27 protein-coding genes and 1 tRNA gene are annotated in these 25603 nt (G+C 40.3%); 2 read left to right on the forward strand and 26 right to left on the reverse strand.

Going from position 1 to position 25603, the window contains the following annotated elements; genetic code table 11:
- Nucleotides 1-48: 48 nt before the first annotated feature.
- The 12 genes from smpB to tpiA form a co-directional block, all read right to left on the reverse strand.
- On the reverse strand, nt 49-516 hold the full coding sequence (smpB, locus tag BK575_RS24990; protein WP_078414233.1) for an SsrA-binding protein SmpB: 468 nt from the start codon (nt 514-516) through the stop codon (nt 49-51).
- 103 nt (nt 517-619) lie between these two features.
- A complete protein-coding gene (gene rnr / locus BK575_RS24995) occupies nt 620-2953 on the reverse strand; it encodes a ribonuclease R (RefSeq protein ID WP_078414234.1) in 2334 nt (777 codons plus the stop codon).
- 26 nt (nt 2954-2979) lie between these two features.
- A complete protein-coding gene (locus BK575_RS25000; RefSeq protein ID WP_078414235.1) occupies nt 2980-3720 on the reverse strand; it encodes an alpha/beta hydrolase in 741 nt (246 codons plus the stop codon).
- Nucleotides 3721-4103: 383 nt separating this feature from the next.
- On the reverse strand, nt 4104-4337 hold the full coding sequence (gene secG / locus BK575_RS25005) for a preprotein translocase subunit SecG (protein WP_078414236.1): 234 nt from the start codon (nt 4335-4337) through the stop codon (nt 4104-4106).
- Nucleotides 4338-4633: 296 nt separating this feature from the next.
- Complete coding sequence (locus BK575_RS25010) at nt 4634-5104, reverse strand: hypothetical protein (RefSeq protein WP_078414237.1); 471 nt, start codon at nt 5102-5104, stop codon at nt 4634-4636.
- Nucleotides 5105-5287: 183 nt separating this feature from the next.
- Entirely contained in the window at nt 5288-5800 is a 513-nt protein-coding gene (locus BK575_RS25015; protein ID WP_078414238.1) for a hypothetical protein, read from the reverse strand.
- Between the two features lie 100 nt (nt 5801-5900).
- A complete protein-coding gene (locus BK575_RS25020) occupies nt 5901-6194 on the reverse strand; it encodes a hypothetical protein (RefSeq protein WP_078414239.1) in 294 nt (97 codons plus the stop codon).
- A 236-nt stretch (nt 6195-6430) separates the two neighbouring features.
- The gene (locus BK575_RS29200; protein WP_235867519.1) at nt 6431-6937 is read right to left on the reverse strand and encodes a tyrosine-type recombinase/integrase; all 507 of its coding nucleotides are present in this window, start codon (nt 6935-6937) and stop codon (nt 6431-6433) included.
- Nucleotides 6938-6998: 61 nt separating this feature from the next.
- Nucleotides 6999-7217 carry a site-specific integrase gene (locus tag BK575_RS29205; RefSeq protein ID WP_235867440.1) on the reverse strand — a complete coding sequence of 73 codons (219 nt, stop codon included), beginning with the start codon at nt 7215-7217 and terminating at the stop codon, nt 6999-7001.
- A 160-nt stretch (nt 7218-7377) separates the two neighbouring features.
- Complete coding sequence (gene eno, locus BK575_RS25030) at nt 7378-8673, reverse strand: phosphopyruvate hydratase (protein WP_078414240.1); 1296 nt, start codon at nt 8671-8673, stop codon at nt 7378-7380.
- Between the two features lie 25 nt (nt 8674-8698).
- The gene (gene gpmI / locus BK575_RS25035; protein WP_078414241.1) at nt 8699-10231 is read right to left on the reverse strand and encodes a 2,3-bisphosphoglycerate-independent phosphoglycerate mutase; all 1533 of its coding nucleotides are present in this window, start codon (nt 10229-10231) and stop codon (nt 8699-8701) included.
- Nucleotides 10231-10986 (reverse strand): triose-phosphate isomerase, encoded by a 756-nt coding sequence (gene tpiA / locus BK575_RS25040; protein ID WP_078414242.1) that lies wholly within the window; start codon nt 10984-10986, stop codon nt 10231-10233. Before tpiA ends, gpmI begins: the two co-directional genes overlap by 1 nt.
- Before the next feature lie 80 nt (nt 10987-11066).
- Between tpiA and BK575_RS25045 the strand changes: the two genes are divergently transcribed.
- Nucleotides 11067-11312 carry a hypothetical protein gene (locus BK575_RS25045; RefSeq protein WP_078414243.1) on the forward strand — a complete coding sequence of 82 codons (246 nt, stop codon included), beginning with the start codon at nt 11067-11069 and terminating at the stop codon, nt 11310-11312.
- Between the two features lie 98 nt (nt 11313-11410).
- Here BK575_RS25045 and BK575_RS25050 read toward each other — a convergent pair whose 3' ends face one another.
- The 7 genes from BK575_RS25050 to BK575_RS25080 all read right to left on the reverse strand — a co-directional run bounded on the left by BK575_RS25050 (nt 11411) and on the right by BK575_RS25080 (nt 17798).
- Nucleotides 11411-12595, reverse strand: coding sequence for a phosphoglycerate kinase (locus BK575_RS25050; protein WP_078414244.1), 1185 nt, complete (start codon nt 12593-12595; stop codon nt 11411-11413).
- A gap of 169 nt (nt 12596-12764) precedes the next feature.
- Nucleotides 12765-13772, reverse strand: a complete 1008-nt coding sequence (gene gap / locus BK575_RS25055) for a type I glyceraldehyde-3-phosphate dehydrogenase (protein WP_078414245.1) — start codon at nt 13770-13772, stop codon at nt 12765-12767.
- Between the two features lie 55 nt (nt 13773-13827).
- Nucleotides 13828-14856, reverse strand: a complete 1029-nt coding sequence (locus tag BK575_RS25060; protein WP_078414246.1) for a sugar-binding transcriptional regulator — start codon at nt 14854-14856, stop codon at nt 13828-13830.
- Between the two features lie 144 nt (nt 14857-15000).
- Nucleotides 15001-15237, reverse strand: a complete 237-nt coding sequence (locus BK575_RS25065) for a glutaredoxin family protein (RefSeq protein WP_078414247.1) — start codon at nt 15235-15237, stop codon at nt 15001-15003.
- A 31-nt stretch (nt 15238-15268) separates the two neighbouring features.
- Nucleotides 15269-16582, reverse strand: a complete 1314-nt coding sequence (gene rpoN, locus BK575_RS25070; protein WP_078414248.1) for an RNA polymerase factor sigma-54 — start codon at nt 16580-16582, stop codon at nt 15269-15271.
- A gap of 140 nt (nt 16583-16722) precedes the next feature.
- Complete coding sequence (locus tag BK575_RS25075) at nt 16723-17463, reverse strand: hypothetical protein (RefSeq protein WP_078414249.1); 741 nt, start codon at nt 17461-17463, stop codon at nt 16723-16725.
- A 263-nt stretch (nt 17464-17726) separates the two neighbouring features.
- A tRNA-Arg gene (locus tag BK575_RS25080) sits at nt 17727-17798 on the reverse strand.
- Nucleotides 17799-18063: 265 nt separating this feature from the next.
- On the opposite strand from BK575_RS25080, the gene clpP reads away from it, so the two are divergent.
- Entirely contained in the window at nt 18064-18657 is a 594-nt protein-coding gene (gene clpP / locus BK575_RS25085) for an ATP-dependent Clp endopeptidase proteolytic subunit ClpP (protein ID WP_078414250.1), read from the forward strand.
- A 39-nt stretch (nt 18658-18696) separates the two neighbouring features.
- Here the strand turns inward: clpP and BK575_RS25090 are convergent, their stop codons facing one another.
- From BK575_RS25090 to BK575_RS25120, 7 genes are all read right to left on the reverse strand, one after another.
- Nucleotides 18697-18954, reverse strand: coding sequence for an HPr family phosphocarrier protein (locus BK575_RS25090; protein WP_078414251.1), 258 nt, complete (start codon nt 18952-18954; stop codon nt 18697-18699).
- Nucleotides 18955-18991: 37 nt separating this feature from the next.
- Entirely contained in the window at nt 18992-19936 is a 945-nt protein-coding gene (whiA, locus tag BK575_RS25095; protein WP_078414252.1) for a DNA-binding protein WhiA, read from the reverse strand.
- A gap of 143 nt (nt 19937-20079) precedes the next feature.
- Nucleotides 20080-21045, reverse strand: coding sequence for a gluconeogenesis factor YvcK family protein (locus BK575_RS25100; RefSeq protein ID WP_078414253.1), 966 nt, complete (start codon nt 21043-21045; stop codon nt 20080-20082).
- The gene (gene rapZ, locus BK575_RS25105; RefSeq protein ID WP_078414254.1) at nt 21042-21935 is read right to left on the reverse strand and encodes an RNase adapter RapZ; all 894 of its coding nucleotides are present in this window, start codon (nt 21933-21935) and stop codon (nt 21042-21044) included. Before rapZ ends, BK575_RS25100 begins: the two co-directional genes overlap by 4 nt.
- Before the next feature lie 34 nt (nt 21936-21969).
- Nucleotides 21970-22428 carry an 8-oxo-dGTP diphosphatase gene (locus BK575_RS25110; protein WP_078414255.1) on the reverse strand — a complete coding sequence of 153 codons (459 nt, stop codon included), beginning with the start codon at nt 22426-22428 and terminating at the stop codon, nt 21970-21972.
- A gap of 328 nt (nt 22429-22756) precedes the next feature.
- On the reverse strand, nt 22757-23722 hold the full coding sequence (gene trxB / locus BK575_RS25115) for a thioredoxin-disulfide reductase (protein ID WP_268877767.1): 966 nt from the start codon (nt 23720-23722) through the stop codon (nt 22757-22759).
- 288 nt (nt 23723-24010) lie between these two features.
- Nucleotides 24011-25516, reverse strand: a complete 1506-nt coding sequence (locus BK575_RS25120; protein WP_078414257.1) for a tetratricopeptide repeat protein — start codon at nt 25514-25516, stop codon at nt 24011-24013.
- Between the last annotated feature and the right edge of the window lie 87 nt (nt 25517-25603).

A 25603-nucleotide genomic window follows, 5' to 3' on the forward strand; every position in this document is an offset into this window, starting at 1 on the left:
TATTATATCATAATCATCAAATTATGCAATTGTAAGTTTCTGTAAATGCTATATTTTTTGACGGTCACGGAAGGCACGCTCAATTTCGCGTTTTGCTTCTTTTTTCTTCAAATCTTCACGTTTATCATATTTCTTTTTACCCTTACCAAGCCCTAATAAAACCTTGGCAAACCCGTTTTTCAAATAAACCTTCAACGGAACAAGCGCATAACCCTCTTCTTTTGTATATCCGATTAGCTTGTTGATTTCACGTCTGTGCATGAGCAACTTTCTTGTACGCAGCGGTTCATGATTATAGCGGTTTCCCTGCTCATAAGGACTTACGTGCATATTATATAAAAACACTTCTCCATTGTGGACACGTGCGTAAGAATCTTTTAAGTTAGCCCGTCCATTACGAATCGATTTAATTTCCGTCCCTTGAAGAACCATACCTGTTTCATATGTTTCTTCAATAAAATAATCATGGTAGGCTTTTTTATTTTGTGCTACCACTTTCCCTTCACCTTTTGGCATACAACTTCCCCCTTCATAACGTCACTCTATATTTTATCAAATAATGAAGCCAGAAACCAAATGTCTTGTCCTGCCGGACAAGACATTTGAAAAACATAGAGCTTTATTTTCGCTTCTTTTTGCGCTTAGCCTTTGGAGCATTTTCAAAAAACTTCTTAGACTTGGATTTCTTCTTCGGCTTCTTTCCTGCTCCTTGGCCTTCACGTGAAGATGGTTTTCTATCTTTTTTCTCTCCACGTCCCTCTTTACTGCCTTTAATAACAGTTGGACGGTCTTTTCGCTCCCTGCGCTTTGTCCCTTTCATACCGACGACAACGAAGTCAATGGAACGTTCGTCCTTATTTACATCCACAACTTGTACCGTAATCTCGTCTCCAATACGAAGGATATTGCCGGTTCTCTCCCCGATCATTGCATAATGGCGTTCATCATAACGATAATAATCATCCGTTAAATCGCTGACATGAACGAGGCCCTCAATGGTGTTTTGAAGCTCGACGAAAATTCCGAAATTGGTAACGGAGCTGATGATCCCATCAAATTCTTCACCGATTTTATCGGCCATGAACTCTGCTTTTTTCATTTCATCCGTTTCACGCTCTGCCTCTACCGCTCTTCGTTCCATATTGGAAGAATGCTCAGCAATATCTCCTAAAACTTGATTCCACTTTTCTCTCGTCGCTTCATCCACCTTTTGTTCCACCAGATACGTGCGAATTAAGCGATGAACAATTAAATCCGGATATCGGCGAATCGGCGATGTGAAATGAGTATAGAACTCTGTGGATAATCCGAAATGCCCCAGACTTTCCTTGTCGTAACGGGCCTGCTTCATCGAACGCAGCATCACAGTCGAAATGACCATTTCTTCCGGATTTCCCTGGACAGCCTCTAAAATTTCTTGTAAGGCTCTCGGATGAATGTCATTGCCCGTTCCTTTAACTGTATACCCAAAGTTTGTGACAAACTCTAAGAACCTCTCCAGTTTCTCCGGCTTTGGATCTTCATGGACACGGTACATGAACGGGATATTCATCCAATGGAAATGTTCAGCCACCGTTTCATTTGCCAGTAACATGAATTCTTCAATTAGACGTTCTGCAACCGAACGCTCGCGTAAAATAACATCGTAAGGCTTGCCATCTTCCCCGACGAGTACCTTCGCTTCTTTAAAATCGAAATCGATGGCACCGCGGTCCATTCGCTTATCGCGCAAGATGCTCGCTAATTCTCCCATCAGCTCAAACATAGGGATAAGCGGTTCATAACGTTGGAGAAGCTCTTCATCTTTATCCGTTAAGATTTTATTTACGTCTGTATACGTCATTCGTTCCGTTGTCCGGATAACACTTTGGAAGATTTCATGTGATACTACTTGGCCTTCAGCATTTACTTCCATTTCACAAGAAAGGGTCAACCGATCCACTTTCGGGTTTAAGGAACAGATTCCATTGGAAAGACGATGCGGAATCATCGGAATAACACGGTCAACCAAGTAAACACTCGTTCCCCGGTCTTGAGCCTCGACGTCGATTGGGCTTCCTTCCTTTACATAATGGCTCACATCAGCAATGTGCACACCCAGTTTATAATTTCCATTTTCCAATTTTTGAACCATTACGGCATCATCAAGGTCTTTTGCGTCTGCACCATCAATCGTCACAATGACCTGGTCGCGTAAATCACGGCGGTTTTGCACCTCTTCTTCACTAATCGTGTCAGGTGTTTCATTGGCTTGCTGCAACACGTCATCGGGAAAAGCCGTTGGAAGGCCATGCTTATGTATGACGGACAAAATGTCTACTCCCGGGTCGTTTTTATGGCCCAGAATTTGAACAACTTCTCCCTCTGCACTCATGCGGCCCTCAGGATAGCTCGTCAAATGAACAATGACCTTATGTCCATCCACCGCTCCCTTAGAAGCATTTTTAGGAATGAAAATATCGCTTGCAAATTTTTTATCATCAGGGATCACAAAGCCGAAACTTTTACTCTCCGAATACGTCCCCACGATTTCCTGAACTCCGCGCTCGATAATTTTGACGATGGTTCCTTCTCGGCGGGTTCCGGAAGATTGCTCGGATACACGGGCAAGGACAATATCTCCATGCATCGCATTATTTGTTTCAGTCGGCGGGATAAAAATATCATCCATCGTTGAATCATCCGGCACGACAAACGCAAATCCCTTGGCATGTCCCGTTAGCTTTCCGCGGACTAAATTCATTTTTTCAGGCAGCCCGTATCGATTGCTTCTGGTGCGGATAACAAGCCCCTGATCCTCCATGACAACAAGCGCTTTGACAAACTCTTTAAAAGAGGAAGAATCCGAGATGCCAAATGCCTGCTCCAGTTCCTGAACAGTTAAAGGCTTATAGCTTTCTTCTTTCATAAACGACAGCAGCCGATCGATATGCTGTTGAATCTCCTGTTCCATAATAGCCCTCCTTATAGTTTTTTAATTTACCAATCTAATGTCTCTAAAAATTCATAAACATCCTCATGAAGCTGATCACGCTCTTTATCAAGAGTGATAACATGTCCTGAATCTTCATACCATTTGATCTGTTTATTCGTTGATTCTACTTCATTGTAAATAATATTGGCGCTATCCGTATTAATCATATGGTCATGACGAGCCTGTACCACAAAGGTAGGCGCATAAATCATATCGATAGAATGGCGAACATCTGAAATCAAGTTTTGAAGAGCTTTTAACGTTTTCATTGGTGTTTCTTGGAACGTAATCATTTCTTCTTCAATTTGTTCGGCTGTTTTTCCTTCTCGCTTTTTATATTCTCTTGCATACTCTAATATTCCTTGATACATGACTTCTTCGCTTTTGATATACATTGGCGCGCACATCGGTACAATACCCTTTATAGGTACAGTGTAACCTAATTTCAATGAAAATACGCCTCCAAGCGATAAACCTGCCACTGCAATCTTTTCATGGCCGCCGTCGCGTAAAAATTGATAAGCATTCATAACATCCTGCCACCAGTCTTCCGGACCCGTATGAACGAGCTCCTCAGGAGGGACTCCATGACCTTTATAAATCGGTGCATGGCATGTATATCCCTTCGTCTCCAAGAAACGCCCGAGCATTCTTACATCTGCTGAATTGCCGGTGAATCCATGCAGTAATAAAACGGCACGTTCTCCTCCTTCAAACGTAAAAGGTTTTGGCTGTACGATTTTCATATGTTTTAACCCCTTTTCTTTAATATTATCTCGCTAAACAAACGTTTGATTAAAACCCTCTATCCCTTGATACACCTTGCATAACAAACATTTAAATAAACATTTATTTAAATCACTGTTTATGTATGTACACATCTTCTCTTTAGTATACTGTTTATGGCTTCTTATTTTTCAGTACTGAAAGTTAAACAAACGTTTGATTAATCTCTACTTCATACTCATTATAGCATTCCATGTTTTGGAGCTGCACCATTCCGCTTTGGCTCTGCAGGAAGAAGTAGAATTACTGCAAAATATCTCTTGCAGAACTGGTCATTAAAGAAAAACCGAAGCCCCCTCCCCTTTTCATGGCACAAAAAAAGGCCAGCTTTGACAGCTCGCCCTTATAATTGAAAATAAGAAACTGCAATTGTGAGTACAAAGAATAAAATCGATAAAACAATGGTCATTCGATGTAGCACCGCATCGATTCCTCGCGCTTTTTGCTTCCCGAATAATTGCTCCGCTCCACCAGAAATGGCACCGGAAAGACCCGCACTTTTACCCGATTGCAATAATACCACAACAACTAGCCCGATACAGACGATCACTAATAACGTGACTAAAAATGTATGCATATATCTGCACCTCCCACTACGCACACTACATTAAGTTTAATTTATCACAAAACAGTAAGCCGTACAATAGGAAAGCGGAGAAAGCCATTTTTCGACGTTCATTGGCGGCATCCTAAAAACGCGACGTCAATCTCCACGGCTGCACAACTCATTTACAGTTTGGACATTCCTTACATCAATAGTCAGGATTGATTCACGTTCACGACCCAATTAGCACACTCCTATTAAAGTATTGGCCCACATTTTATCACTCTTTTCTAAGATATCCTTCTTACATGGCCGTGAAAGAGGAACGATTACTTACGGTTCTTTCTTAATTGATTCTTAGCTTCTTTGACAATAGTCATAATTAAGGCAACTTTACTTAATTTTGACTGATTATCTCCATATCGAAAATCATCTATCATTTCGCTAATATAGTACCATTCCGATAACTCTTCGGGATAATCAAGGTCACGATACACACCATATATCTCATAAGCTGTATCTATAGCATTACTTTCATCTTCTAGTATCTTTTTTGATAAATGCTGAATGTAATATACAGCAGATTCTTCGTATGATGGTTCTTGCAAATCTAACTCTCTTAAAGCCCTTCTAAAATAATCTTCGACCTCAAAAATATTAAGTGGCTTTCTCAGGGAAGAGAGGATATTCAGAGAAAATGATGAGCAATCATTTTCCAACATCTCCAAAGCCCAGTTAGTATAATCAATAGGCTCAACATCACCTTGATGTATTTTATAAAACAAAATAAGAGTATTCATATCCTCCCACCCACTATAAGTTTTTCGCTTATTATATCAAACCGAAGGGATTGAATGATTCTTAGTTACCTTCTTGAATTAAACTGTCCTGTTTGTTGAGCAAGAAAAAGGGCTATCCGAGCAATCCCCCATTCCCTAGCTCAGGTCATACGTTAGTGGAACAAGGAAAGTCATGAATAGCTTTTAAAGTAGAACAATTTTTTTGACTTGTTCTTTCGTGGATAAATTAGCATCATTTGTAGCAACTAAAAAAGAATACCCGTGTAAAATCACTTCTATTAGAGTGTCACTTGGACCTAACTCAAATATAGGATACTGTATCGAAACTTTACCCTTCAACTCATCTCTATCCTGTATCTTAAATCTTATTTCCTTTGATGAATTAGTTATAAAGAAATCATCTAGGGTTAATTTCCATCCAACATCGTCTAGTATACTATCCAGTTCATCCATCGAATGAACCTCGTCAATTCTGTACCTAAGCCTTTTGTCATCATCGTCTAAATCATCCACCTCTCTTACAAAGTTATGGATAACCTTTAGAGGGAAACGGTTATAGTTTTTCCAGAAGTCAGATAAAGTTGTTCCATATTCTCCGTCAACACTATACATATATTCTGGTTCTTTTATACAATCACAAGCCCAAAAATCTATACGGTTATTTGTATATACCGTTCGGTCATCAATATTAACCATATCACTTTCTCCCTCCTACTTAGTCCTTCAACTTCTTATCTTCCTTTTCATTATTCCTTTTCCTTCTTCAACCTGCTCGTTAGTCGAATAAGAAAACAAACTACACAGCCCATCTCCATTCACCTTTTAAAACATTTTCTCTTTCATCATAATCAATGTCTATGAAATCCCAATCCTCCCGCTTACACTTACGACAAGGTAAAGGATAGTGCTTAACCTCATCCTCGCCAAATAACGTTGAAAACTCTTGTTCCAAATCATTCGGGTCATAAAACAAGGCACAATGCTCAAAGTCGTGAATATATTGACACTTGCAGAATACACACTCTACAACTCTGAAGTCAGCATAATCATCTAATATGTCACCTGTTTTAAAATTACCTGCATATATCATAGCTTTCTCCCTTTATTACAATCATTGGCCCATAGGATATTATATATTAACTACCCGCTCCATGTGTAAGACAAGGAAAACAAGGAGCGGTGTAATGGAGTTGCAACCGCAAGCATTTACAGATTCATTAGAGGACTTGTCTTAGATGCCATTTCTAGAATGTTCTCTGTCTCAATCCCCTGCAAATAACGCTTAGTAACTTGAATACTTTCATGTCCCGCTATCTTTGAACAGCTTTATAAATTAAGCCCATTTCTCAGAGTGGATTGAATTGCATAATGCCTTAACATATGCGGTAAACAGCGGATTTCTTCTCTAACATTGGCTTTGATACCTGCATCTCTTACAATGTTCTCAATTTGGACACCTGTTAATGGCTTACCGCTCCGAGACAGAAAGTAATTGTCATGCTCCAATTTCTTCTTTTTGAAATAAGCTTCTTTAATCCGCTCGTAACGTATCATGTACTTTTTTAACATGAAACTAACAGGAATGTACCTCCATTTAGAACCCTTTCCAAATATGTTCATACTTGTATCATGAATCCAACTTGATTGAAGGTTGATTAACTCAGTCATTCTAATACCCGTATCAGCGAACATAGCAATCATAACTTTATTGTGGGCATTTAAATACGTTTTAAAGTCGTCTGCTTCAATCATCTTGGCCACTTCTTTATCTGTGAATGCCTTGATAACGGTCTTATCTTCTTTGAGTAACTTCACTTTCGCTAGAACGTTCATTGTCACATATTCTTCTGCCACCAGATACACATAAAAGGCTCAAAGCGATTTAATCATCGTGTTAATGTAGCTTGGCTTGTTCCCTTATCTCTAGTTGATACTGAACAAACTTTTTAATGTGCAGAGAAGAAACGTCTTCAATGTCAGAAACCTCATGTTGTTCACTTAAATAGCTAATCAACTGCATTACGTTGTAGTTATAGGTTTCAATTGTCCACTTGGAGTAGTTCTTAATTTGCAAATCAAAAGTAAATTCCTTTAACAAATCCTTTATGAGCATATAAAAAACCTCCTATAGATGTGGAATTATCACACATAAATAGGAGGTTTAAAGTCATAACTATTGTACGATTAAACTCATGTTTTTGTATCGCATCACTCAAGCTGTGCGAATCTGCGTTGTACGACTAAGTTCAACCGCACTTCTAGCTAAAAACCAATTATTTCTTTAAGTTGTAGAAAGATTTCATGCCGTCGTATACAGCCAATGCACCTAACTCGTCTTCGATGCGAAGTAATTGGTTGTATTTTGCGATACGGTCTGTACGGCTCATAGAACCAGTTTTGATTTGGCCAGCATTTGTCGCAACAGCGATATCAGCGATTGTTGCATCTTCTGTTTCACCGGAACGGTGAGAAACTACTGCTGTGTAACCTGCGCGCTTCGCCATTTCGATTGCTTCGAATGTTTCAGTTAATGTACCGATTTGGTTTACTTTGATTAGGATTGAGTTACCTACACCTTTTTCGATACCTTCAGCAAGCTTTTTCGTGTTTGTTACGAATAAGTCGTCCCCTACTAACTGAACTTTCGTACCGATACGCTCAGTTAATAATTTGTGACCATCCCAGTCGTTTTCATCTAAACCATCTTCGATTGAAACGATTGGGAACTCGTTTACTAATTGCTCGTAGAAGTCTACCATTTCAGCAGAAGTTAAACCAGTGCGGCCTTCACCTGCTAAATCGTACTTGCCAGTTTCTTTGTTATAGAACTCAGAAGACGCTACGTCCATACCTAACATAATGTCTTTTCCTGGCTCATAACCAGCTTTCTTAATTGCTTCCATGATTACTTCTAATGCTTCACGGTTTGAACCTAAGTTAGGAGCGAAACCACCTTCGTCACCTACAGCTGTGTTCAAGCCTTTGCTGCTTAATACAGATTTTAAAGCGTGGAATACTTCTGCACCCATACGAATTGCTTCTTTGAATGAAGGAGCACCTACAGGCAAGATCATGAATTCTTGGAAATCAACGTTGTTGTCCGCATGAGAACCGCCATTGATGATGTTCATCATTGGAGTTGGTAATTGTTTCGCATTGAATCCGCCAAGGTAGCGGTATAATGGAAGACCAACGTAGTCAGCTGCAGCGTGTGCAACCGCCATAGATACGCCAAGGATAGCGTTAGCACCTAATTTACCTTTGTTTTCTGTTCCATCTAATTCAATCATAAGACGGTCGATACCGATTTGGTCTGTAACGTCCATGCCTACAAGCTCAGGAGCGATTACTTCGTTTACGTTATCTACTGCTTTTAATACCCCTTTACCAAGGTAGCGGGATTTGTCGCCATCGCGTAATTCTACTGCTTCGTATTCACCTGTAGAAGCGCCGCTTGGTACTAAAGCGCGTCCGAAAGCGCCTGATTCAGTATATACTTCAACTTCAACTGTTGGATTACCGCGAGAATCTAATACTTCACGAGCATAAATGTCAATAATTGTTGGCATTTTTTCATTCTCCTTTATGGGTTGTTTATTTGATTAATGTTTGACCAGTCATTTCTTTAGGCTTTTGTACATTCAACAGCTTCAGCACTGTCGGGGCTAAATCTCCTAAAATGCCGTCTTCACGCAATTCAACACCTTGTTTCGTCACAATGACAGGCACTGGATTTGTCGTGTGGGCAGTCATTGGATTGCCCTCAAGTGTTACAACTTCATCCGCATTACCATGGTCTGCTGTGATGATAGCTGTACCGCCTTTTGCTAAAATCGCATCCACGACTTTACCAAGGCACTCATCTACCGTTTCAATCGCTTTAATGGTTGGCTCAAGCATTCCTGAGTGACCAACCATATCCGGATTAGCAAAATTCAAAATGATTGCATCATGCTTGTCCGCTTCAATTTCACCAAGCAACGCGTCCGTTACTTCGTATGCTGACATTTCCGGTTTTAAATCATACGTAGCTACTTTTGGCGAATCGATTAAAATACGAGTTTCACCAGGGAATTCCGCTTCACGCCCCCCGCTCATAAAGAACGTTACGTGAGGATATTTTTCCGTTTCCGCAATACGGAGCTGTGTCAAGCCGTTTTGAGAGAGAACTTCACCAAGCGTGTTGTCCAAATTCGTTGGCTTGAATGCTACGTACCCGTCTACTGTTTCACTAAAGTGCGTTAAACATACAAAATATAAATTTTTCGGATGTTTCGGCCCGCGATCAAACGAGCGGAAATCATCGTTTGTAAACGTATTGGAGATTTGGATCGCACGGTCTGGACGGAAGTTATAGAAAATGACCGCGTCATTCTCTTGAATCGTCGCTACCGGTTCACTATTCTCTTTTACCATAACAGATGGCAAAACAAATTCATCGAAGATGCCATTATTATAAGAGTCTTCAATACACTCATAAGCATCATGATAAGTTGGACCTTCACCGTACACCATTGCGCGGTAAGATTTTTCTACACGCTCCCAGCGCTTGTCGCGGTCCATCGAGTAATAGCGGCCTGATAGAGTCGCGATCTCCCCAATACCGTATTCTTCGATTTTTTCATTTAATGCATCGATGTATTGTTTTGCTGTCTGCGGACCAACGTCACGTCCGTCTAAGAAACCATGAATGTAAACATTCTTCACGCCTTCTTGTCCTGCAAGACGAAGAAGTGCATATAGGTGTTCAATATGGCTGTGTACTCCTCCATCAGAAAGCAAACCGAAAACATGAAGATTTGTACCATTCTGTTTCACATGGTTCATCGCGCCTAAAAATGTCTCGTTTTGTTCAAACTCTCCCTCACGGATGGCTACGTTCACGCGAGTCAAGCTTTGATAAACGGTGCGCCCTGCCCCAATGTTCAAGTGGCCAACTTCAGAATTGCCCATTTGGCCTTCAGGCAGTCCAACTGCTTCACCAGAAGCTGTTAACTGTGCATGGGGATATTCATTCCAAAAACGGTCAAAGTTCGGCTTTTTAGATTGTGCAACAGCGTTGCCTTTTGTTTCTTGGCGGCATGCAAAACCGTCTAAGATGATTAATGCAACTGGTTTTTTGCTCATTATTTCCCTGCCTCCAAAAGCTGTAAGAACGCCTGAGGCTCTAAGCTTGCACCACCGACTAATGCACCGTCGATATCAGGTTGTGACATATACTCTTTAATATTCTCAGGTTTTACGCTTCCGCCGTACTGAATACGTACTGCATCTGCCACTTCCTGAGAAAATTGTTCAGCGATGACGCTGCGGATGTAAGCACAAACTTCGTTTGCATCTTCAGCAGTAGAAGATTTTCCTGTTCCGATTGCCCAAATTGGCTCATAAGCGATAACGACTTGTTTCGCTTTAGTATCGTCTAAACCTTCTAACGCTTTTTTCACTTGACCTTCAACAACTGCTTTTGTTTGATCTTGCTCACGCTCTTCATTTGTTTCACCGCAGCAAACAATCGGAATTAACCCATGTTTAAATGCAGAAATGGTCTTTTTGTTAACTGTTTCGTCTGTCTCAGCAAACATTTCACGACGCTCTGAATGACCTAGAATGACATAGTGTACGCCAAGGTCATTAAGAGCAACGGGGCTGATTTCACCTGTGAAAGCGCCGCTTGGCTGGAAATGCATATTTTGGGCACCGACTTTCAGTTCAGAGCCTTTTGTTGCTTCTACTAAACGATCTAAAAATAACGCTGGTGCACATACCACTGAATCTACTTCTTCAGATGAAGGCACTAACCCTTTTACCTCTTCCACAAAGCTTGTCGCTTCAGAAAGAACTTTGTGCATTTTCCAGTTACCTGCGATAATTGGTTTACGCATTTGTAACACCGTCCTTCTTTTAGGTTATGGTCGGTTTTAAACGGAACAGTTTCTGACTTCAAGGAGGTGCTGCCAAAGGCATGAGTAAAAACCATGACTCAAGACAAGGGTTGCGCTCCTCGTCTCCTATCATTTACTTAATCGGTGCTGAGCCTTTGTTCCTTATCGTCTTCGTTCCTTTATTGTCCAGCTGCGAAAGCCAAACCGTACGGCTGTTTTACTTCTTCCTGCGGAGTCAAAAAGCGACTCCTTCTCAGAAGCTGCAACATCCTATCGGTTTAAACGGGCTTTCTCCGCTTTTCTTATTGTCCAGCTGCGGCTCCTAACCTTTCGGTCGTTTCACTTCTGCCATTGAAACCAAAGAACGGTTTCAATGGCAGAAGTTCCAACGCCTCTCAAGGCTAAACAGTCGCCTCCACTCTTCTTATTTATCGTTTAATGCTACTACGCCTGGAAGCTCTTTACCTTCCATGAATTCTAATGAAGCACCGCCGCCAGTTGAAATGTGGCTCATTTTATCAGCAAGACCAAATTTCTCAACAGCTGCCGCCGAGTCACCGCCGCCAATTACGGAATATGTATCAGTTGCTTCCGCTAAAGCTTCTGCTACCGCTTTTGTTCCGTTTGCGAATGCATCCAATTCAAACACACCCATTGGTCCATTCCAAATAACAAGCTTGGAATTTTTAATAACATCTGCATAAATTTCACGAGATTTCGGACCAGCATCCAAACCTTCCCAATCGCTAGGGATCGAATCAATTGCAACAATCTGCGTGTTTGCATCGTTAGAGAAATCGTCTGCTACTACTACATCAACAGGCATGTAGAAATTAACGCCTTTTTCTTTCGCTTTTTCCATGAAGGATTTAGCTAAGTCAATTTTGTCTTCTTCTAACAATGATTTACCTACATCATGGCCTTGTGCCTTAATGAATGTATAAGCAAGACCGCCGCCGATAATTAAGTTGTCGACTTTATCAAGTAAATTATCGATAACACCAATTTTGTCTTTTACTTTTGCTCCCCCAATGATTGCCGTGAATGGGCGCTCTGGGTTAGATAATGCTTTTCCAAGCACATCAAGTTCTTTTTCCATTAAGAAACCTGCTACTGCTGGTAAGTGGTGAGCGATTCCTTCTGTAGAAGAATGTGCACGGTGAGCTGCACCGAATGCATCGTTCACGTAAACATCTGCTAGTTCAGCAAACGCTTTAGCTAATTCAGCATCGTTTTTCTCTTCTCCAGCATAGAAACGTACGTTTTCAAGAACTAATACGTCACCTTCTGCCATTTTTTCGATTTCTGCTTTAACGGCATCACCGTAAGCGTCGTCTGTTTTGATGACCGTTTTGCCAAGTAGCTCTTCTAGGCGCTTTGCTACAGCAGTTAGACGTAGTTCTTCCACTACTTCACCTTTTGGACGGCCAAGGTGGCTCGCTAAAATAACTTTTGCCCCTTGCTCCATTAAGTATTGAATCGTTGGAAGCGCAGCACGAATACGTGTTTCGTCTGTTACTTGGCCATCTTTCATTGGAACGTTAAAATCTACGCGGCAAAAAACTTTTTTACCTTTTACTTCGATGTCTTTTAATGTCTTTTTGTTCATCTTAAAAAGGCCTCCTTTTTTGAGAACTCAGACTTCCGTAAATAAAGGTTGGTGCTCCTATTTAAAGAAGTATGAAGAAATGAGGGGAAAGAGGGCTAAATCCCCTTTCCCCCTTGGTCATTTTATCATGTCTTTACTGGTGAGTATATCCAATAAAGACGTATTTTTCTTAAAGACCTTTAGAAGCGATGTAATCTACTAGGTCTACTACACGGTTAGAGTATCCGCTCTCGTTGTCGTACCAAGAAATTACTTTAACCATTGTCCCTTCCATTACCATTGTAGATAATGCGTCAATTGTAGAAGAAGATGGGTTACCGTTGTAATCACCAGATACTAATGGCTCTTCGCTGTAAGCTAAAATTCCTTTTAATTCACCTTCAGCAGCTTCTTTTAATGCTGCGTTTACTTCTTCAACTGTTACTTCTTGGTTAAGCTCAGCAACTAAGTCTACTAAAGATACGTTTGGAGTTGGAACGCGCATAGCACCGCCGTTTAATTTACCTTTTAATTCAGGTAATACAAGAGATACCGCTTTTGCAGCACCAGTTGAAGTTGGGATGATGTTTTCAGCTGCTGCACGAGCACGACGGTAGTCTTTATGTGGTAAGTCTAAGATTTGTTGGTCGTTTGTGTAAGAGTGAACAGTTGTCATCATACCGTGTTTAATACCGAACTTGTCGTTTAACACTTTCGCGAATGGCGCTAAGCAGTTTGTTGTACAAGATGCGTTAGAGATAACATCGTGGCTTGCTGCATCGTATTTGTCATGGTTAACACCCATTACGATTGTGATGTCTTCATCAGTAGCCGGTGCAGAGATGATAACCTTTTTTGCACCTGCTTCTAAGTGTTTCGCTGCATCAGAACGTTTTGTGAAGAAACCAGTAGATTCTACTACTACTTCTACACCGCGATCTGCCCATGCTAATTTTGCAGGGTCACGCTCAGCTGATACTTGAATCGTATGACCATCAACGATTAAGTTGTTTCCGTCAACAGAAACTTCAGCATCTAATTTACCGTGAACTGTATCATATTTTAAAAGGTGAGCTAACATGTTAGCATCTGTTAAGTCGTTAACAGCCACCACTTCAACGTTAGGATTTTTTAAAGCTGCGCGGAATACGTTACGGCCGATACGACCAAAACCGTTAATACCAATTTTAACTGCCATGAGAATTTCCTCCTTAAATGGTTGTGATGGATAATTTTTAATTTATATGTAGGGACTAAGTTAAATCCCTTACTAACTCTTTCGCTGCGCCTTCATCCGTAATCAAGACGGAATCGCGCGCCTGCTGCAAAAATGCTTTGATAGCTTTTGCCTTTGATGAACCGCCGGCTACAGCAATTACACATTTATTGTTCTTTAAATCATCGAGCTGTATGCCTATTGTTTTTACTTTATGCACGACTTCGCCGTATTGATTAAAGTAATATCCAAATGCTTCGCCGACCGCCTGCCCTGCTTCGATTTTATCTAAATCCTCTTTAGGTGTTCTCCTGCGTTCTGCCATTGTCATAGCGTCTCCTATTCCATGAACAACCATACTTGACGATTTAATAAGATGAAGCATTTCTTTAATAGAAGGTTCACCGATAATGGAACGGTAAGCTTCATCACTGAGCTGGTCAGGAACATGCAATAAGCGATAATTGCTTGATGACTTTTCTGCCATTTTAGCGCAAATCGTATTTGCTTGATTTTGAACATTTTCTCCAAGGCCGCCTCGCGCTGGAACAAATAGGACATCCAAATCTCTCGCATCAGGCGTCATCATGTCTGCTGTAGCAGCCAAAGTCGTTCCACCTGTAACAGCAACGATATTTTTTTTACCAACAAGGCGCCGTTTTATACATGAGGCACTTGCTCTCCCCAATTCTTTTTTTACCCAAGGTGATTCATCGCTGTCACCAGAAACAACTATTGCTTCTGACAGAGAAAACGCCTCTTTTAATGTTGTTTCCAATAATCTTTGACCCGAAACTTCTTTCATTACCTCTTCCAGCTGTGAAAGAAGTACCTCTCCCTCATCAGTAAGAGTCATACCGCTTGGATACACATCCAGTAAATTTTGGTCTTTTAAAAATGTGACCTCACTCCGAAGCACCCTCTCTGTAAGTCCCAGGCTAACTGCCAGGTTTCTTCTTCCAATGGGCTGCATCAAACGTATATACTGTAGAATCTGGTATCTCTTTTGCATAACAGACAGGAGGTCGGGCAATAATTTTTGTTGTGCTTGTATAAGCGAATGCATAATTCATTCCCCTTAAGGTGTAGAGTGCTGGACACTTTCCGTCCCGTATAGACATATTATGTCCCACATTGAGTAAAAAAAATTCACCCTGTTACATGTTTCATTTTAACAGGGTGAAAATCTTTATTCAACTCATAAATTTCGTTATTTCAAAAGTAAACGCTTTCTTATTTCGACTTTTCTAATTTGTCCAAATGCTACTTCTTCTCCATCAATCTCAACTACTGGAATCATTAACTGATACTTTTCCAAAAGAGCATCATCTTCATAAATATCTACTTCCTGCAATTGAAATGGATATTCACCTTGCAGTTCCACTAATACTTGTTTTGCCTTTTCACATAATGGACATCCTGTTTTGGTGTACATGATTACATTCATTGCTGCCACTTCCTTGTTTGAACATACACTTTTACTCGTATCTTTTTCGTTTGGACGAAGAGAAGATTTGCAGTTCTTCCCGATATTTGGCTACCGTTCTCCTGGAGACAGCCACCTCATGCTCTTCCTCCAATTTTTTGGCAAGCTGCTGATCAGATAACGGTTTTCTTTTATCTTCTTGATCGACCAATTGTTTAATTAACGTTTTTACATATGAAGAAGATAGTTCTTGTTTATCTTGAGATTGAATGCTGTTTGTAAAGAAAGATTTCATTTCGAACATTCCGAACGGAGTTTGTACATATTTATTTTTAATCGCCCTGCTCACAGTAGATTCATGAACTTCAACCCGATCAGCCAGCTCTTTCATCGTTAACGGCTTTAAATGAGCAGGACCCTTTTCGAAAAAGGACGATTGATAGTCAAAAATAGCTTGCATGACTTGATCCAGCGTACGTTTACGGTTATTCAGCCCTTTTAAAATCCATTGAAATTCTCGATGTTTTTCTTGTAAATACGTAAACAGTTCCTGATTTTTCCGATCATTTAGCGCATTCTTATAATCCGAATTCATTTTCACTTGAATGTTGACTGCATCATTTCCTTTTAGGACCATTTGTCCTTGTTCTTTCTGGACCACGTAATCTGGAACAATAAATTTTTCCTGCTCACTTCCAAATTCAAGTCCCGGACGCGGATTTAACAATACAATCTCATCATATATCTCCTGGATTTCTCGAATAGAAACACTAAGTCTCTTCGCTAATTTATCCCATTTCTTATAAGCAAATTCTTCGAAAAAATCCGTTAAAATCAATTCCATTTCAGGTGTACATGCGCCTTTTCGCTGCAACTGGATTAACAAACATTCTTGCAAGCTTCTCGCCCCTACCCCGATAGGCTCCATTTTCTGCAGAATATTCAATGCTTGCTCAACCTCTTCTGTCTCTGCATTTAAAGCGCTTTCAACGCTCTGTATGTCCTCTTTCAGATACCCTTTTTCATCTAAGCTGTTAATCATATACTTGATGATTGCCTTTTGAGAAGACGGGATTGTTAAAAAGCTCAATTGTTCTAATAGATGTTGATAAAGCGTCTCTTTTTTTGCAGCTATCACATCAATTGGATTTAATTCATTACGTGATGATACATTGTTAGATCGAGGAGCCTTTCTTTGAGAAAGTATACTGCGCTCTTGAAAATCAATTAAAGGATTTTGCAGCGCTTGCTCTTGTAAAAATGATGAGATTTCTATAGCGGAATACTGTAATAACGAAATGGCCTGTGACAGCTCTTTCGTCATCATGACTTTTAATGACTGTTGTTGAAATAAGCCGACCTTCATCCTCTCGACCCTCCCTTTCTCACATTTTACTATAAATCCATAGAGAGCGGAACGGTCAAGCGATGGAAAAAACATGATTTCTTTGCTTTGAATAAATAATGGGATATAAGCATTTTCGCTCATATCCCATTATTTATTCATTACTTTACTTCAATCGTCTCAGCCATTGCCAAGAAAGCTGCAATGTTTTCTTGATCTTTCGGTGTGTAAATCGATAATTTCACTGGCGTTTCACCTTTAATTAAAATCAAGTTAACCATATCTTCGTCTGTCACGGCTTTATACCACACAGCATCTTTCAGCATACCTTCTTTTTTAAACTCTTCGTACTTCTCTGCTTCTGGACTAATTGCTTCAGCTGTTGTCTTTACAATGTCTTCTACGGTTGTTAAATCCATGTCGGCCGGAACCATTTCAATACGCATAAATGACTTCTGATCATTTGAAAGCATAACCACATCTTTACCTGGTTCTTCTTCTTCTAATATATAGCCATCCAAGACATACATACTATAGTTTTGATTATCGCTCGTATTCAAAAAGCCCGTTTTCTCAACAGCTTGGCCATTTTCTTCATATGTTAAATTTTGTTCCGGCAATCTCACTTTTTCATCCGTGCCGGACTTTTCTTCGTCCCCAGTTACTTCTCCTGTTTCTTGTGTTTCTGGTTTGTCTTGTTCAACTTGTTCTTTTTGTTCTTTTAGCTCTTCTTGCTCATCTGCGCTCGTCTCAGCGGCTTTTTCTTCTGTTTGCGGCTGCTCTTTTTCTACTTGTTCGGCAGCACCGTTTGTTTTTTCTGCAGTTTCTTCTGTTGTACCACAAGCGGATAATAACAGTGCTAAGCTCGCACTGACTACAAACATTCTGTAAATTGCCTTCATGTTTCTTCCTCCTTTGTAAATTCCCTACATAACTGTTTTAAACTAAATTGGTAAATAAAGCAACCGTGCCAAAATACTTGATTCCTTATTCATCCGTTATTCTATTAGTCGGATAAAGAGAGGAGAACGTTTCAAATAATTTTATTAATCTCTCATCATTAATGAGCTCCATAAAGAAGATTTCACTAAAAACAACTAACGATCCTCTAAAAAAAGAACCAAATAAAAAAAGGCTGCCGTATATACGACAACCTTTTTTGGTACGCCCTCGGCAGGATTCGAACCCACCCTAAGAGAACCGGAATCTCTTGTGCTATCCACTACACTACGAGGGCAAAATTTATAAGCTATGATATAGTATATTCGATAGACAGCCTTTTTTCAAGTACCTTATTAAGGTTTAAATTGTAAACGAGCGGGAAAGATGTAAATATGTACTTATTCGCCCTAACATTTTACATATTTTGTGGATATCACAAGGAATATCGGACTTGTGAGTGGAATATTGATCATAGAAAGTTCTTTTGTTTGACCTTCATTGACCTTAGTTGTATTATAAAAAGTACATATACAAAACATTCATTCAAAGGAGGAATTTAGATGAATTTAATTCCTACAGTTATTGAACAAACGAATCGCGGGGAACGTGCTTACGATATTTATTCCCGCCTATTAAAAGACCGTATTATCATTTTAGGTAGTGCCATCGATGATAACGTAGCAAACTCTATCGTTTCTCAGTTATTATTCTTAGCGGCTGAAGATCCTGAAAAAGATATTTCTTTATACATCAACAGTCCAGGAGGCTCTATCACAGCAGGTATGGCCATCTATGATACAATGCAATTTATTAAGCCTCAAGTATCAACTATTTGCATTGGTATGGCAGCTTCCATGGGTGCTTTCCTTTTAGCTGCAGGTGAAAAAGGAAAACGATTTGCGCTTCCAAATAGTGAAGTCATGATTCACCAACCACTTGGCGGAGCTCAAGGTCAAGCAACAGAAATTGAAATCGCGGCAAAACGCATTTTATTCTTACGCGATAAATTAAACCGCATTTTAGCAGAGCGTACAGGCCAGCCTCTTGAAGTTTTAGAGCGCGATACAGAACGCGATAACTTCATGACTGCAGAACGCGCCCTTGAATACGGCTTAATTGATAAAGTCTTAGCAAATGATCCTTCTACAAAATAATAAAAAAGAACGGCTCCATTACAATGGAGCCGTTCTTTTTTACCCTTCTTGTTGAACGTATCGAGTAAGAGCCTCAATTGCCTCTTCTTCATCAGATCCGTCAGCAATAATCGTCACACCAGCGCCGGAGTTAACCGCCAAACTCATGAGTCCCATGATACTTTTAGCGTTTACTTTCTTTCCGTCCTTTTCCAAGAACACATCTGATGCAAAACGGTTTGCTTCCTGAACAAATAATGCTGCCGGACGAGCCTGAAGGCCCGTTTTTAATAACACTTCCACCTTTTTTTCTACCATGATTTTCTTCCTCCTCTATTAATCCCTTTTGATTGACTTATCGAACATTTTGGCCGGTCCGGATCTTATCAGCGATTTCATCGATTTTACGCAAACGATGATTAATTCCCGATTTACTGATTTTCCCTCCAGACACCATTTCGCCAAGCTCTTTTAATGTAACGTCTTGATAGTCCACACGAAGTCGTGCAATTTCTCTCAGCTTTTCAGGCAGCGTATCCAGCCCTACTACTTCCTCAATAAGACGAATGTTCTCCACCTGACGTATAGCAGCCCCTATCGTTTTATTTAAGTTGGCTGTTTCACAGTTGACAAGGCGGTTTACAGAATTCCTCATATCACGGACAATACGCACATCTTCAAAGCGGAGAAGTGCATTATGGGCTCCAATAACACTTAAAAACTCTGTGATTTTTTCAGCTTCCTTTAAATACGTAATAAACCCCTTTTTACGTTCCAGTGTTTTGCCGTTCAAATGAAACATATTCATTAATTCACATAACGCCTCATTGTGTTCCTTATACAAAGAAAAAATTTCGACATGATAAGAAGATGTTTCGGGATTATTAATGGAACCTCCCGCCAAAAATGCCCCTCTCAAGTAAGAGCGTTTACAACATTTCTTTTTGATTAACTCACTGGAAATATCACGGATAAAAGAAAAGTCTTCATTGAGTATCTTTAAATCCTCTAAAATCACCCGTGCTTGGTCGATAAGTCGAACGATATACACATTATTTTTTTTCAGGCGCATTTTTTTTCGAACCAGTAATTCAACCGAGGCATCATAACTTTTTTTGATTAACGTATAAATGCGTCTGGCGATAGCTGCATTTTCTGTTTGAATGTCCAGCGTCAGCTTCCGATTAGAAAACGACAGTGATCCATTCATACGAATTAAGGCAGAGAGCTCTGCTTTTGAACAGCAGCTTTTGACCTCTAGATTTGTTAATTCTTTTTTGGTTTCGGATGCAAATGACAATTCTCCACCTCCATTCTATGCAAATTGTATTGTATCGCATCTATCATCACAAGGCATCGACAGCCCATTTGACATCATGCTTTATTCTTGGTGTTAAATCGTTTGAAAAGGGTTTTTCCAACGATTATTTCCATATACATTCGTTAAACATTAGAATTAAGTAATGAAAAAATTAAGGAAGATACTTTCTTCGTGTCATGACGGATGACCCCATCATTATAATCAACAATGTGATCATGGATAACCGTCACCCCCAACTCTTTTAAGCCTTTAGCATCGTATAAAACCGGTTGTGCCTGTTCCGCTTCATATTTTTTTTGAATTTCTTCCGGAATTTCAGCATCATTTACAATGATGAAATCGATAAATGGACAAGGCATATGATCGTACAGGGCTTTAATGTGATCACTGGCAGAGTAGTTCATAGTTTCCCCGGCCTGTGTCATCACGTTGCAAACGTATACTTTTTTAGCCTTTGCTTTACATACCTCTTCGCCGATTTTAGGTACTAATAAGTTCGGTAAAATACTCGTATATAAACTCCCCGGTCCAATAACGACCATATCAGCATTTCGAATAGCACGGATAGTCTCTGATAAAGGCTCGATATCATTCGGAGACAAAAACACCCGTTTAATCGGTTTACCGGACAGCGGAATATGCGATTCACCAGAAACGATCGTGCCGTCTTCCATCTCTGCATGTAAAACGACGCTTCGATTGGCGGCAGGCAGTACCTTGCCACGCACATTTAAGACTTTGCTCATTTCTTGAATCGCATGGACGAAGTCACCCGTTATTGAAGTCATAGCCGCTAAAATCAAATTTCCCAACGAGTGACCCGTCAATTCATTTCCAGAGGCAAAACGATGTTGAAATAAATCTTCTACCAAAGGCTCTACATCTGATAATGCTGCCAGTACATTACGAATATCTCCAGGAGCAGGCATAGCTAATTCGTTCCGTAAACGCCCCGAGCTTCCTCCATCGTCTGCTACTGTCACAATGGCGGTAATATCAATTGGAAGATATTTCAGCCCTCGCAACAAAACAGGTAAGCCGGTTCCGCCTCCAATGACGACAACCTTTCGTGTTCGTTCATCCTTCATCGAACGTGGTCCTTTCTCCTCTCAATATCCCGATGCGTAATATGTGTTTTATATTCTTCCTGAAAATGATGACCAATGTATTCTGCCAGTGTCACAGAACGATGCTGGCCTCCTGTACATCCGATGGCGATGACAAGCTGGCTTTTCCCTTCACGTTTGTACTGGGGCAACATAAAGGTAAGCAAATCCATTACCTTCTCAATGAACTTTTGCGTTTCATTCCATTTTAATACATATGTTGATACTTCTTCTTCTAAACCAGTTTTCGGCCTCATATGCTCAATATAATGAGGGTTGGGCAGAAAACGGACATCGAAAACTAAATCGGCATCGATAGGGAGGCCATATTTGAAGCCGAATGACATCACATTGACTGTAAACACTTGTGAAGTATGGGTTGAAAACTGACTGATAATCTTTTCGCGCAATTCACGCGGTTTTAGGTCAGATGTGTCATAAATGATTTGTGCTCTTCCCTTTAACTCTTCGAGCAATTCCCTCTCCATTTGAATTCCTTCAAGAGGAAGACCCGTCTGAGCAAGAGGGTGGGAACGCCTTGTCTCTTTATATCTTGTGACGAGCACGGAGTCTTTGGCGTCCAAAAATAAAATTTGAGGCGTAATCCAATTCGTTTCAGCCAGATTATCAAGCGCTTCAAACAAGCTTTCAAAAAACTCGCGGCCCCGTAAATCCATTACAAGCGCTACCTTGTTCATTTTGTTTCCTGATTCCTTCATCAGCTCCAAAAACTTTGGAATCAGCGTAGGGGGAAGATTATCGACACAGAAGAATCCTAAATCTTCGAAACTTTGAATCGCTACGGTTTTCCCCGCACCTGACATCCCCGTAATGATAACTAATTGAACATCACTTACAGAACCGGTACTCATCCTCTTTTGCCCCCTTAACTAAGCATCCTTCTTATCAACACGGATCGATTCGATATGATAACAGTTTAAAATCTGTTGTATACGTAAAATTCCCGTAGATGACCCCTGTCCCTTTCGCTACATAATCAATAATATGATAATCGCCAGGCGCCATCTCAAGATCATTAATGTCTTTTAATTCGTGCCAAGCCAATTTGCCTTCTTCTGATTCTAACACATTTGTTCCATCAAAATCTGTAGCAAAAAAAGTAAACATCATCCACTCGGACACCACTTGATCGTTTTCCTTCATCGTAAATGTAAAGATGCCTTTAACGGTAGGATTTTTTAAATATATGCCTGTTTCCTCGCGATATTCACGGACGACAGAATCTTTAACAGACTCCCCTTGTTCCATCTTTCCGCCGGGGGCCACCCACCAATTACGACGAGGTTTTTGCAGCAACAATATTTTATTATCTTTCATTAGTACACAGTTTGTGACCCTTTGCATATTTTCCACCTCTTGTAAACACTATCATTTCCCCCATTATACTATGAATCAAATGTCTCTCACAATGAACTCACCTTGAGCATCGCTCTTTTATGTAATATATGCACTTTTTTCCACATCATATATAGATAAAGGAAAATTCTATCAGTGGGGGTCATACCGCTCGTTAATGCGGGAGAAAAAAAGAAGCACAGGCAAGCTGCCTGTGCTTTACAAAAATATATTTTATAAAAGGGGGTCAATTACTAATTACATAGTACCTCATGAATGTTTCAGCAGTGTTACAATAGGGTTAAAACATAATTACGTTTAAAAAGTTTATTTCAGATTACTTTTGGGCTGCTTTGAACTTTTCTTTCAGTTCTTCTACATAGTGCTGGGCACTCTGGGCGGCAATACTCCCATCACCTGTTGCCGTTACGATTTGGCGAAGAGATTTTTCACGTACATCACCTGCAGCGAAAATACCTTCCACTTTTGTCTCCATGCGTTCGTTTGTTTCAATGTATCCATTTTCGTTTGTAATTCCAAGTTGAATAAACGGCTTAGATAACGGAAGCATTCCAACATAGATGAAGACACCATCGGCTTTGAATTCTTGCTCTTCTCCTGTTTCTGTATGAACAAGCGTTACGCTTCCTACTTTCCCGTCTTTTTCGTTGATTTCTTTTACCGTATGGTTCCAGATGAAATCCACTTTTTCATTATCGAATGCACGTTGCTGCAGAATTTTTTGAGCACGAAGTTCGTCACGTCGGTGTACAATCGTTACTTTTGAAGCAAAACGTGTTAAGTACACCCCTTCTTCAACCGCTGAATCGCCGCCGCCGACAACAACAAGCTCTTTCCCTTTAAAGAATGCTCCGTCACAAACTGCACAGTAAGAAACTCCGCGTCCACCCAATTCTTTTTCGCCTGGTACACCAATCTTCTTATACTCGGCACCCGTTGAAATAATAACAGAATAAGCTTTGTACTCCTTGCTTCCCGCGCGTACAATTTTGTAGTCGCCTTCTTCTACCACTTCCTTAATATCCCCATATGCATACTCGGCACCGAATTTTTTCGCATGTTCAAACATTTTATTAGATAAGTCTGGACCTAAGATATGATCATAACCAGGATAATTTTCCACTTCTTCTGTATTAGCCATTTGGCCTCCAGGCACTCCACGTTCAATCATTAATGTCGATAAATTTGCGCGTGATGTATAGACAGCCGCAGTCATACCTGCAGGGCCCGCTCCAATAATAATGACATCATAAATTTTTTCTTCTGACATGGAATTCCACACTCCTTTAAATATGTGTTCAAAAAGGAGGACAAAAAGGACCGAGAAGTTCAAGGAAGCGCCGTCTCGAGCAACGGAACGTATGCTGTTAATACGTGAGTAGCGGAGAGACAAGCTTATGAAGCCCGACTAAGAGCCGCCACGTCCTGTGGCGAACGTCGGATCAGTACTTCCTGTACAAGTAAATCGACGGTCATTTTTCCCGGACTTTTTGAACATCCTCTTTTAAGCAATCATTTAGTTCCTTACTACTATCCTATATACTGTAACTTCTAACGTCTATTTTTTTGCTCATTGAAGAAGCATATTCACCCTTTTGACATATTTTGAAATGGTAGAGGTGGAAAGCGAGTACACGGCGGCCATTTCTGCCTGTGAAATTTTTTCCTTCTTCACTTGCTTTGTCCACATATATAAAACAGCGGCAGCCCACGCCTCGCCGTTTCTCATGTCAAATCCTTTATGGTCTGCCTCCCCATAAAGTTTGAACCAATAGTCCAGTAAACTCGGAGCCTCTTGGATGTCTACAGACTTAAAAAGGATGGAAGCAATATCGTAACCATAATGAATCTCGTATGACTCTCCATTGCTTAACGCCGCTGCCAAAACATATTGATAAAATGTTTTCACAGCGTTTTCCTCTGCAAATACAGGCCCCAACTGGCGCAGTACATCGACCTGTCCTTGCTGCCCAAGCGCATGTGTTAAAAAGATTCCGCAACATTGGGCTTCTTCCTCACCACTGGAAATCTTTTGCTTAATAATATGTCTTAGGTCTTGAACCTGGTCCACGACCTCTTTTTCACTCCAGGGTTCGTCTCCTTCTTTTTCTGGTACTTCTTCTAACACCCGTTTCCATATTAAGCGGGAAAAATCTTCATGCCCTGTGTGATAAGCCGCATGAGACAACCAGTAAGAAAAGGCCCCTCCCCCTTGAAACCCTAGTCTATATAAGTGACGAAGCCATTTGTAGGCAAGGTCATATTGCTTCACTAATGCGAATGTTGTACCTAATTTATATCGATGTTCAACTAACAAAGGGTACACCGTTGATAACTGCTTCAAAAGCACTTCTACTCGTTTATTGTCTTGACAATAGTAATAGAAAATTAATTGATTACATAAAGCATGGAGGTTACCTGGGTTTTTGGTTAACACGTCATCTAAGATTTCCATTGCCCCGTCTACACGATTCAAATAAAAGTGTGCTAGCGCCAAATTATTATAGGCCGACCAAAACTCCGGATACTCTCGAATAATTCCTTCTAATACAACGATGGCTTCCTCGAATTTTGCCTGTTCCAATAAATGCTTTGCCTTTTCTTGTTTCATGATGAGATCATCTTCATATTTATCTAAATCGAGCTCACCGTCTTCTACTTCAATGGACAATAAATCCAGCAACTCTTCCGTTTCATCCGCAAATGGACCATCGGAGTCTGCCTCTAAATAAAGGTTGGCATATTTTTGTGCCTCTTGAAACAAGCCGAGATGAGCATAATTGTTGGCAATAAAATAGAAGCATTCATTCATACGAGGATCTAAATCCTGGATAATCGAAGTTAAAAGCTGGTTGGATTGCTGATATTCCCCTAATTCCGTCATAATGGTCGCCAATTGGCATATCGTATTCGTATTATACGGCTCTAAATGATGGGCACGCTGTAAATATTTCTTTGCCTTAAACACGTCCCGGCGTCGATACGCTTGCAGGCCTTTTTTAAAATAATACTCCCCCGTCTGAATAAACGGTACAATTTGTGCAATACTTTCCTTCATATTTGAGTGTTTTCCCATTGATTCCTCCGACTTTCTATATGTTCACCGTTCGTAGTATATCATATTTACCAAGTCTCCATATACATAAATAATGGAGCAAGGGCA

This window comes from Priestia abyssalis (assembly GCF_002019595.1).
Lineage (GTDB): Bacteria > Bacillota > Bacilli > Bacillales > Bacillaceae_H > Bacillus_BA > Bacillus_BA abyssalis.